The 13,805-nt window shown below is 27.6% G+C and carries 12 protein-coding genes and 1 tRNA gene; 8 read left to right on the plus strand and 5 right to left on the minus strand.

The annotated features are described in order from the left end of the window. Positions 1–173 precede the first annotated feature (173 nt). Both gpmI and ACH2BC_RS07285 read right to left on the minus strand, forming a co-directional pair. Positions 174–1,691: a 2,3-bisphosphoglycerate-independent phosphoglycerate mutase gene (gene gpmI / locus ACH2BC_RS07280; protein ID WP_395053332.1), complete on the minus strand. Its 1,518-nt coding sequence runs from the start codon at positions 1,689–1,691 to the stop codon at positions 174–176. Positions 1,692–1,806: 115 nt separating this feature from the next. After that, entirely contained in the window at positions 1,807–4,227 is a 2,421-nt protein-coding gene (locus ACH2BC_RS07285) for a DUF5916 domain-containing protein (RefSeq protein WP_395053333.1), read from the minus strand. Between the two features lie 259 nt (positions 4,228–4,486). On the opposite strand from ACH2BC_RS07285, the gene ACH2BC_RS07290 reads away from it, so the two are divergent. Then, a complete protein-coding gene (locus ACH2BC_RS07290) occupies positions 4,487–5,185 on the plus strand; it encodes a murein L,D-transpeptidase catalytic domain family protein (RefSeq protein ID WP_395053334.1) in 699 nt (232 codons plus the stop codon). Here the strand turns inward: ACH2BC_RS07290 and ACH2BC_RS07295 are convergent. Continuing rightward, on the minus strand, positions 5,174–6,877 hold the full coding sequence (locus ACH2BC_RS07295; RefSeq protein ID WP_395053335.1) for a murein L,D-transpeptidase: 1,704 nt from the start codon (positions 6,875–6,877) through the stop codon (positions 5,174–5,176). The genes ACH2BC_RS07290 and ACH2BC_RS07295 overlap by 12 nt on opposite strands. A 6-nt stretch (positions 6,878–6,883) precedes the next feature. Further along, entirely contained in the window at positions 6,884–7,324 is a 441-nt protein-coding gene (locus tag ACH2BC_RS07300; protein ID WP_395053336.1) for a GNAT family N-acetyltransferase, read from the minus strand. Between the two features lie 176 nt (positions 7,325–7,500). Here ACH2BC_RS07300 and ACH2BC_RS07305 point away from each other — a divergent pair. Further along, a tRNA-Gly gene (locus ACH2BC_RS07305) sits at positions 7,501–7,573 on the plus strand. Between the two features lie 36 nt (positions 7,574–7,609). On the opposite strand, the gene pepE is transcribed toward ACH2BC_RS07305, so the two are convergent. Then, positions 7,610–8,317 carry a dipeptidase PepE gene (gene pepE / locus ACH2BC_RS07310; RefSeq protein ID WP_395053337.1) on the minus strand — a complete coding sequence of 236 codons (708 nt, stop codon included), beginning with the start codon at positions 8,315–8,317 and terminating at the stop codon, positions 7,610–7,612. A 173-nt stretch (positions 8,318–8,490) separates the two neighbouring features. Here pepE and ACH2BC_RS07315 point away from each other — a divergent pair, with 173 nt between their 5' ends. From ACH2BC_RS07315 to ACH2BC_RS07340, 6 genes are all read left to right on the plus strand, one after another. Further along, entirely contained in the window at positions 8,491–9,201 is a 711-nt protein-coding gene (locus tag ACH2BC_RS07315; RefSeq protein WP_395053338.1) for a hypothetical protein, read from the plus strand. Positions 9,202–9,204: 3 nt separating this feature from the next. Further along, positions 9,205–9,984, plus strand: coding sequence for a hypothetical protein (locus tag ACH2BC_RS07320; RefSeq protein WP_395053339.1), 780 nt, complete (start codon positions 9,205–9,207; stop codon positions 9,982–9,984). Positions 9,985–10,016: 32 nt separating this feature from the next. Then, a complete protein-coding gene (locus ACH2BC_RS07325; RefSeq protein ID WP_395053340.1) occupies positions 10,017–10,517 on the plus strand; it encodes a DUF6702 family protein in 501 nt (166 codons plus the stop codon). Positions 10,518–10,579: 62 nt separating this feature from the next. Then, positions 10,580–12,829: a M1 family metallopeptidase gene (locus tag ACH2BC_RS07330; RefSeq protein ID WP_395053341.1), complete on the plus strand. Its 2,250-nt coding sequence runs from the start codon at positions 10,580–10,582 to the stop codon at positions 12,827–12,829. Between the two features lie 64 nt (positions 12,830–12,893). Further along, a complete protein-coding gene (locus tag ACH2BC_RS07335) occupies positions 12,894–13,229 on the plus strand; it encodes a twin-arginine translocase TatA/TatE family subunit (protein ID WP_395053342.1) in 336 nt (111 codons plus the stop codon). Then, positions 13,229–13,804, plus strand: coding sequence for a phosphatase PAP2 family protein (locus ACH2BC_RS07340; protein ID WP_395053343.1), 576 nt, complete (start codon positions 13,229–13,231; stop codon positions 13,802–13,804). The genes ACH2BC_RS07335 and ACH2BC_RS07340 overlap by 1 nt, the downstream gene beginning before the upstream one ends. Position 13,805 lies beyond the last annotated feature (1 nt).

A 13,805-nucleotide genomic window follows, 5' to 3' on the forward strand; every position in this document is an offset into this window, starting at 1 on the left:
AAAAACCATTACGATATTAAGTTTCATTAAGAATTACAACTCTTAATTTTCTTGATACTTTAATGGTTTAAAAAATTGAAATGGTTACTTTTTTAAAAACTATTACGATATTAAGTTTCATTAAGAATTACAACTCTTAATTTTCTTAATAGTTTAAAAATTATTTTAACTATTTACAACAACGATTTCCCAGTCATAACAAGAGGTTTTTCAATTCCCATAAGTTCAAGAATTGTTGGTGCAATATCGCCAAGAACGCCATTGTGAATAATAATTGGTTCGTTATCAACCAAAATTATTGGAACTGGATTTGTTGTATGAGCAGTATTTGGACTTCCATCAGGATTTATCATTGTTTCACAATTTCCATGATCGGCAATTATAATTGTGGTATAATTATTTGCCAAAGCAGTTTCTACAACTTGTTTTACACATGCATCAACTGCTTCGCAAGCTTTTATTGCGGCTTCCATAATTCCAGTATGACCAACCATATCGCCATTGGCAAAATTTAAACATACAAAATCAACTTCTGCTTTTTGTAATTCTGGAATTAAAGCATCTGTAAGATCAAACGCACTCATTTCTGGTTGTAAATCGTAAGTTGCAATTTTGGGAGAATTTCTTAAAATTCTAGTTTCACCTGTAAACGGAATTTCTCTTCCGCCAGAAAAGAAGAATGTTACATGTGGATATTTTTCTGTTTCAGCTATTCTTATTTGTTTTTTATGGTGTTTTTCTAATACTTCGCCAAGTGTTTCTGTAAGATTGTCTTTATCATAAATTACGTGAACATTTTTATAAGTATCATCATAATTGGTCATTGTAACGTAATACAAATTAAGTTTGTGCATATTAAATTCGTGAAAATCTTTTTGAGATAATGCCTCTGTTAATTCTCTTCCTCTATCGGTTCTAAAATTAAAAAACACTACAACATCATCTTCTTCAATTGTTGCAATTGGTAGCTTATTTTCATCAACCATCAATACAGGATTTATAAATTCGTCAGTTACAATAGTATCATAACTCAACTGAATTTCTTCTGCTATATTTGAACAATGTTTACCATTTCCGTTTACCAATAAATCGTAAGCAAGTTTTACTCTTTCCCAACGTTTGTCTCTGTCCATTGCATAATATCGTCCAATAACAGAAGCTAATTTTGCTTTAGATTTTGATAAATGATTCTGTAATTCTTGAAGGTAATTTATTCCAGATTTTGGATCAACATCGCGTCCATCAGTAAATGCATGAACATATACTTTTTCTAATCCATATTCTGATGCGGCATCAAGTAAAGAATATAAATGCGAAGTATGAGAATGAACACCACCATTGGACAAAAGTCCTAAAAAATGTACCTTTTTATTATTTGCTTTAGCATATTGAAAAGCATTTATTAAAGGTTGTTCGGTTTTTAAAGTGTCAAATTGTACGGCTAGATTTATTCTTGCTAAATCTTGATACACAATTCTTCCTGCTCCAAGATTCATGTGTCCAACTTCACTGTTTCCCATTTGACCTTCTGGTAAACCTACGTTTAAACCATCAGTGCGAAGTTGAGCGTTAGAATATTTAGTATATAAACTGTTAATAAATGGAATGTTGGCATTGTCTATTGCAGAAACTTTTGGATCTGGCGATTTTCCCCAACCATCAAGAATCATTAAAATTACTTTCTTTTTCATCTTAAAATTTATTTAAAACAAATATACTTTATTTAAAAGTGAAATATATTTTAATGTGTGATTTATGTATAAAAAAAATCCGATTAGTTACAATCGGACAGTTTTAAAATTTCAATTATTTTTTACTTTTTAATGAATTATAATCTATAAAATAGCGAACGCTTATAGAAAAAATATGATCTAAGTTATCGTGATTTAATGAATTTTTAAAATTTGTAGAAATATCTCTTTCAAATTCTCTTTCAAAAATTGCTGAATTATTTCTATATAAAACAGAAATTTGACTTCCTGGAGCAAACCACCAAGAATAAGACAAATCCATATTCCAAGTATTAAAATTAGAATTTCTATTAGTAGTATAAGAAGTGTTATTAATTACAGAACCATCATCTTGCAAGGTTAAAAATTGATTATTTATGGCGTAACTCCAATAGTGACGAATTGTAAAATTAAAATTCATATTATTATTAACCGTATACTTTCCTGTAAATTGGTTAGTGTATGTAATTCTGTTTCGTCTTGCAAAAATAATTTCGTCAGTATTTGTTGTAGTTATATAACCTACATTATTATTTTGTCTGTTAAATCTAAAATCATAGTTTATTGCAACTTTATCAGATATTCTATATCTTGGACCAACATAAAATCCATAATTTACTCTGTTTTTTTCATTTATAAAGCCGAAAGAAGGATTAATATCAATTGCAAATCGTCTTGCATAATTAGAAGAAAAATATATAAATGAATTTATACTTTTAGGAATAGTAAAAAATTTTGTTTCTCCATCTGTTCTTGGTTCATAAAAATCGTAAGTGTCAACAGGTCTACTATTAATTCCAAAATTAAAAAAATCAAATTTCTTAGTAGAAAAGTTGCATTGTGCGTTTAAATTTGCTCCTTGAATTCTTCCTGTTAAATTATCAAATTCAGAATAAGTATTTATAAATACTCCAAAAGAGTTAAAATTTTTAGTTGGATTTAAAATTCTATAACTTGCATTGGCATAGAAACTATGATAGTGCGTTTGAAACAAAATACCTAAATCGTTTTTATCAAAATTCCTAGAAAAATATTCTCCACCAACTCCATATCTAATTTTTCCACTTCTTTCAGAAAAATTTAATGTTGCATTGTAACCAGTTTTATTTTTATCAATACCTAAATCATTAACAACGCTATATTTATAATCTCCAGAAAGATTAAATGTATTTTTTTTAGTGTTCAAGTCAAATAAAGCTGCGGTAACATTTCCGTCTCTATATTCTCCATTTCTAGTAACATTTGTATTAATAAATGATACAGAAGAGTTTTTTCTAAAACGTTGGTCTAGCACGAATACATTATAATTGGCCAATGGTTCAATTAATTCTTTTCTAGCTTCACCTGTAATTGTATTTTGAATTTGTGCATAGGTATTGTCAGTAATTGCATTTAAAACACCAACACCCAATCCGTTTTTAGTTCTTCCAGAAATTTTTAAGGCATTTAATAAGTTAACTTTAGATGGATTTTCTATATAAGTTTCATCGTCAGTTATCGCTGCAAATGTAGATGGACTTCCGCCAATTCTTCTAGAATAAAATAGATCGCCTTTACTAAAAAGTTCTGTTCCTTCTGTAAAAAATGGTCTGTTTTCATTAAATTGTTGTTCAAATGGACCAAGATTAAGTTCTACATTATCAAATGCAGTTTGACCAAAATCTGGAACTAGAATAGCATCAAGTGTAAAGGCATCATTTATACCATATTTAATATCCAATCCACCTTTTAGTTCGCCTTTGGTTTTTACACCTTCCTTAGCATTTAAATAAAATGACGAATACGGAATTAAAAACAATCTTGTTGGAGTTTCTATGTTTTCAATTCCTTCTAGAACACCAGCTTGTATAGCTTCGTTACTAATTTTATTATCAATTAAACTCCAAGAATATTTTTGTCTGTCTCGTTGAAACTCTCTATAAAAATTTAAACCCCAAGTTTGCGTTTTTTCAGATGAAAATCGTAATGCTGCATAAGGAATTTTCATTTCTACAGTCCAACCTTTATCTGTTATTTTAACATTACTGTCCCAAATTGCATTATAAGAAAAATCTTCACCAGTTGCTTCTGTATATAAAATATCTATTTGAACTCCAGCAGAACTTACAAAAAATCTAAATTCTTGTTGTCCATCATTATATCCATTTAATTGAACTCCAAAATGTTCTGCTGTAACAAAATTATCTCTTTGTGTAAGTTCTTTTCGTTGCTTTGTTGGATCTTCGTCATACATAGTTGCAGCAACATAAATTGCCGAATTATCATATACAACTTTTACTTCTGTTTGTCTTTCTTTACTTGCTGGTTTACCATTATCTGGTTCTAGCATAAAGAAATCAGTGGCAATATTGGTTATTTTCCAAATTTCTTCGTCAAATTTTCCATCAATTATAATTTTCTCTTTTGTGAATTGTGTTGTTAAGGTTTTCTTTTGAGAAAATGATAAACTAATCACAAATAGAAAACTGAAAAATAGTAAAAAGCGTAACTTATTCATAAGGTTTTTGATTGATTGAGCAAAGATATTTATTTTATCATATAAAAGTAATCATTTGTATTAGTTTTCTTAATTATGATAAGTTTATCATAAAATTAATTGATTTTAAGTAAGAAAAATAATATATTATTTCTTAAAAGATGTACAATAACGTTAAAATTTACATTTAAACGATAAATTTATCAAAAATTTACATTTTAAATAAATTATCTTCCCTACATTTGTCATCCCAAATTTACCATTAATTAACCTATTTTATATGAAATATAATAAATTAGTCTATGTTTTATTGTTTGCATTAATGTCTTTTGCCCCAAATCTAAAAGATTCTAATCCAAAGAATTTTGTTTTTGAAAGCACTACAAAAAGTGTTGAAATTGTATATAATTCTTTGGATGCAAACAATTTTGTTTTGCCCAAGTTAGAAAGTTTTTCTCAAGCTCTTGAAGGATTTTATCGTTTAAAAGATTCTGGAAAAATTAATAGTGATTTAATGACAATTGTAGATTTTAGTTTAAGTTCTAACTCTAAACGATTGTGGGTTATAGATTTAGAAGAAAATAAAATTTTGTATCATTCTCTTGTTGCCCACGGAAAAAATTCTGGTGAAGAATATGCTACTAGTTTTTCTAACGAAGAAGAATCGTATAAAAGTTCTTTAGGATTTTTTGCTACTGCAGAAGTTTATAACGGTTCGCACGGAACTTCATTAAAACTTGATGGTTTAGAAAGTGGAATTAATGATAAGGCACGAAAAAGAGCAATAGTAATTCACGGTGCAAATTATGTTTCTACAGATTTTATAAAAAACCACAGTAGGTTAGGTAGAAGTCAAGGTTGTCCTGCATTGCCAGTAGAATTAAGTGCTAAAATTATAAACAAAATTAAAAATAAATCGTGTTTATTTATTTATCATCCTTCTAAAAATTATACTAGTAAATCTAAGTTAATTTCTTAGCATTGCATATAATTGATGATCTGAACAATAAATATCTTCTCTAAATTGAAGTTTTCCATTGGTCATCCAAGCTGTCCAATACAATTGATGAATTAAAATTTCTTCATTAATAGGTATAACAATTGTTTTTAATTCTGGTCTTGCAAATACTTTTTTGGCAATTACTAATTCTGGATTCTTTGCTAGCAATTTTGCGTTTTTTTGCGCTAATTTTAATTCTTTATCTTTTTTTAATTTGATATAATAATTAATATCAGTTGTGTCTTTTATGGTTTGTAAATCCCATTTTTCTTCGTCATTTATTAAATAGGAAGCCATTTCTAAAGGTTTCTCTAATCTAACACAACCAGAACTTAACGATCTAAACGTAAAATTAAAATAATCTCTGTGATTGGTATCGTGTAAATAAACAGAATGTTTGTTAGGAAAATTTATTTTCATTGATCCTAATGAATTGTTTCTACTAGGTTTTTGTACGTATTTGTATTTTTTTGCATCTGCTATTTTCCAAGAATACGGATTAATTTCTTGGTTTTTATAATTCATAATCACCAAACCTTTTTTTCTAAAAGCACCTTTGTTTTTAATAGCATCTGGAAAAATATCTTCTTTTAATATTGTTGGAGGAACAGTCCAATTTGGGTTTAAATTAATATTAGAAATTTTAGATTCTAAAATTGGAGTTCTTCTAGATTCTTTACCAACTACAATTCTTTGAGCTTGCATTGTATCAGTATCTTTTACAGCAACAATAGAATAATCTGGAATATTTATTAATAAATAATTTTTTCCAAAATCGTGTTTAAACCAACGCCAACGTTCTAAATTGGCAATTACTTGTTCAATTCTATGGTTTTTTGTGTAATTTAAAGCTTCAATTGTTGCTTTTCCTATAATTGCATCTGGATTTAATCCATGTCTTGCTTGAAAAACTTTCATTGCTTGCTGGGTTTCAGCATCGTAAATTCCAGTTAATGTATCTTGATGTTTTAAATCGTTCCAATACATTAATCGTCTTTTAATGGTGTACACAATTTTGTATTTTTTATTGGGTAAAATTTTATCTTTTCCAAGAACAATATAGTCAATAGAATCTTTTGGATAAAGCACAAGTTGTTGCAATGCCAGTTTCAATTTTTTATAAATTATATGATTTGGCTTCGTTTTTTCTATTGTAATTTTTAAATTATCATGTTCAATTGCGTCAAATAATAATGAATTTACATCTACAATGTTTTCTTTTAAATCCCAATCATTGTATACATCACTTGCTTTTAACTTTCCTTTTCCGACATGATTAGTGTAAAGTTGAAGGTTTTTTGTTAGCAATAAATCATAATTTACCAAGCTAGAATCGGCAAGTTTAGAATAATCATTTTCGTAAGATTGTAATATAGAATATTGATAATCTTTACTTTCTAAACCTTCTTTGTCTGCATTTAGTAATTCTTCTAAAACATATTTTCTTTTAGTTTCAGACGTCCAAACGGTTTCATTATTAAAATGTTTGTAAAATAATTTTAAATCTTCATTATTGAAATTATTAATTAATGTAGAATCAATTTTAATAATAGCAGAAGGAAACAGTTCAAAACCGTCAATAAAAGAGGCACTTGCAGAAGATTCATCGTTAGATTTTCTTGAGCAACTTGTTATTGAAATAAGTATTAAAATAAAGTAAAGTTTATTCATAGGCGTTTAACCAATTTCTTTTTTCATTAAATAATGCAAACCAACTTCTGGTATTGTAAATGAATTTCCAACTATTCTGTAACCTAATTTTTTATAAAATTCAACTGCATTTTCTCTTGCATTAAACCAAATAAAATTTACTTTTTTATTTAAAATAAATGCTTCAGAATGTTTTACAAGTAAAGCTCCAAAACCTTGTTTTTGAAATTCTTGTACTACTGCCATTCCTCTAATTTGATATTGAATAACAACATTAAAATTACTATTATTATTTAGAAATAAAGAAATAATAGCAACTATTTTTTCATTAATTATTACCCCAAAATGAGTTGTAGTTTGCAAATCATCGCCAACAAAAGTACAACTTTCTACAGGTTTTCCTTGTCTTAAAACTGCGTGTCTAACAGAAATTACGTCGTTAAAACCTATTTCTTTAATTGTTTCCATATTATTTTCTGATACAAAGAAAGTGATAACAATTTAATAATAAAACAATTAGGTCATTATGTTTTTGTAAAATATTATCTACGTAAAATTTTTTAAAAAAAGTTTGCAAATTTTGAAAGTAATGTTATCTTTGCACTCACCAATAATTAATGATTATTTTATAATTATTAGATTATGCGAAAGTAGCTCAGCTGGTAGAGCTCCAGCCTTCCAAGCTGGTTGTCGCGAGTTCGAGCCTCGTCTTTCGCTCTTAAAACCTCAAATGAAAATTTGAGGTTTTTTATTTTAAATAACTGTATTTAAATCAGTTCCACTTTCAATTTCTATTGGAATTTCTTTTTGCTTAAATAATCTTGCCGTTAAAGTTCCTTTTAAAATTATTTTTTCACCTTTTACTTCTAGCCAACTTCCTTCACGTAATCCTAAAACTGGTTCATTATTAAAGGCATGAAATTCTTTAATTCTAGTTTCACGAGTTTCTCCCATATGTTTGCTTTGCAAATCGGCATCCAAATAATGTGGATTTAAATTAAACGGAATTGCTGCCAAAGTTTTAAAACTTTCAGGATAAATAATTGGCATATCATTAGTGTTTTGCATAGAAATTCCTGTAATATTACTTCCAGCACTACAACCTAAATATGGAGTTCCATTTTCTATAACTTGTTGTAAAACGTGCATCACTTTATTTTTATACAATTGATGTACCAACAAAAATGTATTTCCGCCACCAGTAAAAATTGCTTCTGCATTTTTTAAAGCTTCAATTGGATTTTCAAACTCGTGCAAACCAATCACTTTTTTATTAATTTTTGCAAAAGCAAGATTAACTTTAAATGTATAATCAGTATGCGAAATTCCGCCTGGACTTGCATAAGGAATAAATAAAATTGTTTTACAACCTTTAAAATGAAGTTGCAATTGGGGTAATAAATAATCTAAATATTCGCCACCAAAAATTGTTGAAGTGCTTGCTATGAATAGGTTTTTCATAAATATAAATTTTATGTTACAAACTTACAAATTAATAATTAACACAAATTTACAATTACATTGGCTAATTTTTTGGAATACAATAAAATACTTTTACGCAAGCAATTATTTACAACCCAATTACTTTGAACAATTTTAGAATAATTTTATTTTTCTTGTTACTAACTAATTTTTTGAATGCTCAAGAAACTAAAACCGCAGTATTAAATGGTAAAATTGTTGCAAATTATTCAGATTTGGAAGGCATTTATATTGTAAATTTAAAAACAGATAATTCTACAGCTAGCTTAAAAAACGGTTTTTTCTCAATTAATGCAAGCGTTGGCGATACGTTACTTTTTTCGGCAGTACAATTTAAAGGAATTAAAATTGCATTAAGCAAAGACGATTTTGAAAAAACATTATTTCTAGTAAAAATGGAATCTTTAATTCGTGAACTTGATGAAGTTAGAATCAATGAATACAAAAATATAAATGCAATTTCTCTCGGAATAATTTCTAAAAATGTTAAAAGATATACTCCAGCAGAAAGAAAACTAAGAGCAGCAGGCGATTTTAAAGCAATTGATTTAATAAAAATTGTTGGTGGTGGATTAGATGTTGACGCAATTATAAATAAAATTTCGGGCAGAACTGCACTGCTTAAAAAAGAACTAATTATAGAAAGAAAAGAGCTATTTCTGGATAAGTTAGACAATTTATTTGAAGATAATTATTATACAGAAACATTAAAAATTCCATCAGAATATGTAAAAGGATTCAAGTATTATATTGTTGAAGACGAAAAATTTGTTGCAACTATAAAAGATAAAAATAAAACTATGGCAACTTTTATTTTAGTTGATTTGGCAGTAAAATATAATGAAATAATTAGTAAAAAATAACTTATGAAATTACTTTTACTATTGCTTTTTCCGTGTTTTTTATTTTCTCAATTTGTTCCAAGACAAATTTTTAGAGGAAAAATAGTTTCAGATACTTTGGCGGTAGAACGAGTTACAATTACCAATATTAGTTCTAATATTGTTGCAATTACTGACGATTTTGGTAAGTTTTCTATTTATGCAAAAGCCAAAGATACTTTAGTTATTTCTAGTGTTGCTTTTGATACTGTAAGATTAATTGTAGAAGAAAGCGATTTTGGATTTGAAGTTTTAAAAATAAAATTAGATGTTTCAGTAAATGTTTTAGATGAAGTAATAATTAAACCAATAAAATTAACTGGAGATTTAGCATCTGATAGTAAAAAAATAAAAACCATAGATGTGCCACTTTTAAAAGGAGAAAAATTAGAACCAAGAGATTATGAAATTTCATCTACTACAAAACCTGTAAATAGTGTAAACGGAAACGTTGATAAATCATTAGATGGAATAAATTTTGTAACCATTGGCAAAATATTATTTAATGCTATTTTTAAACCAAAACCTAAAAAAGATAAATCGTATAATAAAAGAACATTTTTAATCTTTGCAGATGTTGTAAAGGAAAAGTTTACCTATCATTTTTTTTCACAAACGTTGAAATTAAAAAATGAAGAAATACCTTTGTTTTTAAATTTTGCAGATACAAATGAAGTTTCTGAAAATAAATTATTAAAATATGAAAACGAAGTGTTGTTAATTGAGTATTTAATAAAAAAGAGTGAAGAATTTCGTAAAATATAAATCAGATATAATAGAATTAGTACATTTGAAAAATGAAGAAAACACTTAACATTACTTTAATTTTTATTTTGTTTATTGCTTTAACCTCTAGTAGTTTCCATAAATTTTATGTTTCTATTTATCAAATAAATTATGTTCCTAAAAAGAAAATGTTAGAAATAACTTCTAGAATTTTTATTGATGATTTAAATACAGCATTAGAAAAAAAATTTAATAAACAAACATTTATAGGAACAGACAAAGAAACTCCAGAAGATGTTGTATTGATGAAAAAATATTTATCTGAAAAATTTAAAATAAAGGTAAATGGTGTTTCTAAACCAATAAATTATTTGAGTAAAGAAGTAGAAACAACAATATTAGTATGCTATTTTAATTCTAAAGAAATTTCTAAAATTGATAATCTTAGTATTGAAAATAATGCATTGTTAGAAATAAATGACGAACAACAAAATGTAATTCAAGCCAATATTAAAGGTGAAAAGCAAAGTTTACTTTTAACATCTGAAAATTATAAAGGAATGTTAAAATAAAATCAAACCTATTTCTTTGATAAAATAAACTATACTTTTATAGCTTAAACAATTTATAGGTTATGAAGTTATCTTTTTCTTTTTTAAAGTTCGGTTATTTATTATTTTCTGTTGGAATTTTTGCTCAAGAAACTCCCAAAGTTATTCAGTCAAGCGAAAAAAACTCTGATAAATTTAAACAAATGTACGATTTGTTGGCAACACCAAATATGTATAGAACTGCATCTGGCGCACCTGGACCAGAATATTATCAGCAACAAGCCGACTATAAAATAGACATTGAGCTGGACGATAAAAACACAAAACTTTACGGAAACGAAACGGTAACTTATACTAATAACGCCAAAGAATCATTAGATTATATTTGGATGCAATTAGATCAAAATCAGCAATCTAGAAAATCACTTTCGCCATTAATAGAAAGTAATAAAACCGATCCGGCAAGCGGAGTACAAGGTTTTTCTAGAAAATATCTTGAAGAAGATTTTGATGGAGGATTTAATTTAGAATATGTAAAAGATGCATTGGGAAAGGCCATTCCGTATACGGTAAATCAAACAATGATGCGAATTGAGTTGCCAAAACCACTTAAAAAAGGAGAAAAATTTATTTTCTCAATAAAATGGTGGTACAACATCAATAATTATCTGCTTGATGGTGGTCGTTCTGGATACGAACATTTTGACAAAGATGGAAATAATCTTTATGTTTTGGCTCAATTTTATCCAAGAATGGCAGTTTATAATGATGTTGAAGGTTGGCAGAATATGCAGTTTTGGGGTTCAGGAGAATTTGCTTTACCCTTTGGAAATTATGAAGTAAACATTACCGTTCCTGCAGATCATATTTTAGAAGCAACAGGAACTTTGTTAAACAGAAGCGAAGTTTTCACGCCTGCACAATTGGCACGTTATGCGCTTGCAGAAAAAACATTTGACAAACCAGTAATAATTGTAACTCAAGCCGAAGCCGAAGCAGCAGAAAAAATGTTTTCTGACAAGAAAAAAACTTGGAAATTTAAAGCAGAAAATGTTAGAGATTTTGGAATTTCAACTTCTAGAAAATTCATTTATGATGCAATGGCAGTAAAAGTTGGAAGTAAAACGGCAATGGCAATTTCGTTATATCCAAAAGAAGGAAATCCGTTGTGGGAAGAATATTCTACAAGAATTGTTGCCCACACATTAAAAAGTTATTCTCAATATACATTTGATTATCCTTATCCAAAAGCAATTTCTATAAATGCTAAAGATCAAGGAATGGAATATCCAATGATTTGCTGGAATTATGGAAGACCAGACGAAACAGGAAAGTATACAGATCAAACTAAATACGGAATGCTTGGCGTAATTTGTCACGAAGTTGGACACAATTTCTTTCCTATGATAATAAATTCTGACGAACGTCAATGGACTTGGATGGACGAAGGATTAAATTCTTTTTTAGAATATTTAGCAGAACAATCATTTGATCCTAATTTTCCAACACGTCGTGGTCCAGCTAAAAATATTATTCCTTACATGAGTGGCGATCAAAAAGGATTAGAACCTATTATGTCTAATTCTGAAAGTATTCGTCAGTTTGGAAACAATGCATACGGTAAACCTGCAACAGCATTAAATATTCTTCGTGAAACTGTAATGGGACACGAATTATTTGATTATGCTTTTAAAACCTATGCCAATCGTTGGAAATTTAAACATCCAACACCAGAAGACTTTTTTAGAACTATGGAAGATGCATCTGCGGTAGATTTAGACTGGTTTTGGAGAGGTTGGTTTTACTCTACAGACTATAATGATATTGGAATTAAAGAGGTAAAAAAATATTTCGTTAGCAACGAACCATCTAAAGAAGTTACCGAATTTTTAAAAACTAGACGAAGAAGAGATTCTGGAAACGCGCCAATGGTTTACATGATTGCCGATGGAAGTGAAGATTTTAAATCAGAGTTGAACAAACCATTTAAAATATCAGATTATAAAGCGCTTGACGATTATATAAATGAAAAATTTACAGCAGAAGAAAGAGCAAAATTAAAAGAACCTAAATATTTTTATCAAGTAACTTTTGATAAACCTGGAGGATTAGTAATGCCAATTCTTGTAGATTTAACATTTGAAGATGGAACTAAAGAATCGCATAAATTTCCAGCTCAAATATGGAGAATGAACGATAAAGAAGTAAGCAGAACATTTGCAACAGATAAAGTAGTAACTAAAATTGAATTGGATTCTAAACAAGAAACTGCCGATATTGATGTTACAAATAATACTTGGCCAAAAGCGGAAGTAAAATCTAAATTTGAATAAAAAATAAATTATTTAAACATACTTATCTTTGTTGCAAAGAAATTAATAAAAAAATAAAAGTAAAATGTTTGGAATTGGTGGCGGTGAATTAGTATTCATAATTATTGTTGCATTAATGCTTTTTGGAACAGATAAAATTCCTGAAGCTGCAAGAACATTTGCCAAAGTTATGGCTCAAATTAAAAATGCATCAAACGATATTAAAGGCGAAATTCAAAAAAGTGCCTTCGATAATGGAATTGATACTTCATTTAAACAAATTACTAGTAATTTTACTAATGAAGTAGAAAGTATTAAAAGTAGTGTTTTACAAAATTCTGAAGACGTTACAAAAAATCCTATTGAAGAAATAAAACAAGATTTTGAAGATTTAACAGGACCAATTAAAAGACAAAAATAATGCTTGAAAAAATTATTGATTTAGATAAACAATTATTTATATTTCTTAATAATTTGGGTTCACCAACATTTGATGGATTTTGGTTAATTATAACAAAACAAATAAATTGGACACCATTATTTTTGTTGGTTTTCTTTTTATTGTACAAAAAAATTGGTTGGAAAAATTTAACTATTTATATATTTTTAATTGCATTGCTAATTTTAATTTGTGATCAAAGCGCTAATTTTTTTAAAAACACAATACAACGATTACGACCTTGTAATGATTTACAAATTAAAAATTTAATACGAGTTGTAATTCAAAGTGATTCTTTTAGTTTTTTCTCTGGACATGCAACAAGTTCAATGGCTACAACAGTATTTGTATTTTTAACTTTTAGAAAATATTACAAATATGCTTTTATATTATTTTCATTTCCGTTGATATTTGCTTACAGCAGAATTTACTTAGGATTACATTTTCCAATAGATATTATTATAGGTTATCTTTATGGAGGAACTTTTGGATTTTTATTTTATAAGTTTTATGGATATTTAATTGATCGGTTTTCACTAAATCAAACAAGTATTTAAG

The organism is Flavobacterium sp., from assembly GCF_043760115.1.
Lineage (GTDB): Bacteria > Bacteroidota > Bacteroidia > Flavobacteriales > Flavobacteriaceae > Flavobacterium.

What these genes read in the sequence shown, in the direction of transcription:
- gpmI (WP_395053332.1), bottom strand. Translation starts at nt 1,691, where the DNA reads ATGAAAAAGAAAGTAATTTTAATGATTCTTGATGGTTGGGGAAAATCG.
- ACH2BC_RS07285 (WP_395053333.1), bottom strand. Translation starts at nt 4,227, where the DNA reads ATGAATAAGTTACGCTTTTTACTATTTTTCAGTTTTCTATTTGTGATT.
- ACH2BC_RS07290 (WP_395053334.1), top strand. Translation starts at nt 4,487, where the DNA reads ATGAAATATAATAAATTAGTCTATGTTTTATTGTTTGCATTAATGTCT.
- ACH2BC_RS07295 (WP_395053335.1), bottom strand. Translation starts at nt 6,877, where the DNA reads ATGAATAAACTTTACTTTATTTTAATACTTATTTCAATAACAAGTTGC.
- ACH2BC_RS07300 (WP_395053336.1), bottom strand. Translation starts at nt 7,324, where the DNA reads ATGGAAACAATTAAAGAAATAGGTTTTAACGACGTAATTTCTGTTAGA.
- pepE (WP_395053337.1), bottom strand. Translation starts at nt 8,317, where the DNA reads ATGAAAAACCTATTCATAGCAAGCACTTCAACAATTTTTGGTGGCGAA.
- ACH2BC_RS07320 (WP_395053339.1), top strand. Translation starts at nt 9,205, where the DNA reads ATGAAATTACTTTTACTATTGCTTTTTCCGTGTTTTTTATTTTCTCAA.
- ACH2BC_RS07325 (WP_395053340.1), top strand. Translation starts at nt 10,017, where the DNA reads ATGAAGAAAACACTTAACATTACTTTAATTTTTATTTTGTTTATTGCT.
- ACH2BC_RS07330 (WP_395053341.1), top strand. Translation starts at nt 10,580, where the DNA reads ATGAAGTTATCTTTTTCTTTTTTAAAGTTCGGTTATTTATTATTTTCT.
- ACH2BC_RS07335 (WP_395053342.1), top strand. Translation starts at nt 12,894, where the DNA reads ATGTTTGGAATTGGTGGCGGTGAATTAGTATTCATAATTATTGTTGCA.
- ACH2BC_RS07340 (WP_395053343.1), top strand. Translation starts at nt 13,229, where the DNA reads ATGCTTGAAAAAATTATTGATTTAGATAAACAATTATTTATATTTCTT.